General features: G+C 56.6%; 1 protein-coding gene and 1 tRNA gene. Both read right to left on the bottom strand.

The genetic code is table 11. The annotated features are described in order from the left end of the window. Nucleotides 1–605: 605 nt before the first annotated feature. Nucleotides 606–681 (bottom strand) — tRNA-Phe (locus tag EKH80_RS23680). Nucleotides 682–853: 172 nt separating this feature from the next. Further along, the gene (locus EKH80_RS23675) at nt 854–1,213 is read right to left on the bottom strand and encodes a helix-turn-helix domain-containing protein (protein ID WP_126687254.1); all 360 of its coding nucleotides are present in this window, start codon (nt 1,211–1,213) and stop codon (nt 854–856) included. Nucleotides 1,214–1,616: the final 403 nt, after the last annotated feature.

Raw genomic sequence — 1,616 nt, 5'->3', positions numbered from 1 at the left:
TTCACTCCACCTTAGGCTATCGTTCGCCCAACGAGTACGAGCGCTGCCTCGCCTGATATGCCCTATCGGGGTGTCCGAAAAACCTTGACCACGACACTTGGCGCCGATGAAGTCGCCCTCACAAAGGAAAACGGGACGCACAGGAAAGCGGGACGTAGGTAGTTAAGCGTTTTTAACTGCCTACGTCCCGTTCTGTTCCTTTCCGGCTTCCGGAAAAGGAATAGGTAGCCCATGAGCCGGTAGTAGCCGACGCGCTCTAAGTAATAGGTTGCACGCGCAGGGTCGGCGACCTGGAGCCCTCGTTGCTGGAGCAGTTGCAACTGTGCCACGTAAGTGAGAGGTCCCTTCGTGTATTGCACCATCGCTCTGCCTCCTGCAAGCGCTCAAAAAAAACCCGCCTATTTGCGCTTACAGCGTTGGTCTGCTGCATAGGCGTGGCGGGTGTGTTACGTGCAGTATCTGAGGAAGAGCTGTTCGTTTCAACTAAGGGTTGATGAACAGACAGCGGCCGTTTCAACTTTTTGGCAAACGGGCACCGTACGGGCACTGTCGCCAAAACAGAAAAGGGCCTTTCGGCCCCTTCTCACGCAACGGCTTGATTTTGATGGTGGCCGGGGACGGAATCGAACCGCCGACACGGGGATTTTCAATCCCCTGCTCTACCAACTGAGCTACCCGGCCAAATGCTGCCATGCGTTACATGGGAGCCGCTCATTAAATCGGATGTGGGGGATTACGTCAAGACTGGTCTTCCGGGGGCTTGTAGCCCTCTGGCTTCTTCGCCTCGCCGCCGAACAGGAACTTCTCCATTTCCGCGCATCGAGCCAAGTGGGATCGATCGGTATGGTGTCCTCTAGAGTTTGGGGCGCACCCGTTTCGTTGCCAAAGTCCGCGCGGAGATCGATTTGTTCCCAAAGAAACGCGCTTGCGCGTCAAGATTCGGATAGTGGGGGGCATCAAGCATCTTCAAGACGTCAGCGCCATGCCCCAGTGCAAGCAGCAATCGCAGAAGGTTGTCGGAGGAAATGGCCGAACCCTTTTCCATCGCTTTGATCGTGCTTTCCGATACGCCAGCTCGTTCAGCCAAATCGACCTGTCGCCAATGAAAGGCCATCCGCTGTCGCCGGATCCGCTCCCCGACCTGACGAGGAAATTCGGCGGCGGACGGAACTTTAGGGCGATGTCTGGAAATCAAGTCATCTAGACTTTTCATGAGGTTAGCGTAGCGATGGAAATAAGAGGTGTCAAAGTAACTCTTATTAAGAGGTGATATTTCACCCCTTAAATAACTTGAGGGGCGATGTTGCCCCAAGTCTGTGGCCTGGGAAAAGCCGCGATTTCGAGGAGGGGATGAAGGGCAGGCGCGGCCACCCGCGAGAGGACCTGATTAGCGCTATGCCTTAGCCAGCGGGTATCTGCTCCCGCCCCTACGTGTAGTAGGGGAGGGCTGGGGTGGGGTGAAGCAATCTCGCGGTGAACGCAAACAGTGCAGCAAGCTCGTACAACCCCACCCCGACCCGCCCCTGCAAGCAGCTTGATTAGCGTCGAGTCTCAGTAGGTGAGCAGAGGTAGGGCGAGCATGGCGGCATCCCTCAAGCGGAGGTGCCGCCATGCCG

The sequence above is a fragment of the Dyella choica genome, assembly GCF_003977665.1.
GTDB lineage: Bacteria > Pseudomonadota > Gammaproteobacteria > Xanthomonadales > Rhodanobacteraceae > Dyella_B > Dyella_B choica.
This window is presented reverse-complemented; position numbering and strand designations above follow the sequence as displayed.

What these genes read in the sequence shown, in the direction of transcription:
- EKH80_RS23675 (WP_126687254.1), bottom strand. Translation starts at nt 1,213, where the DNA reads ATGAAAAGTCTAGATGACTTGATTTCCAGACATCGCCCTAAAGTTCCG.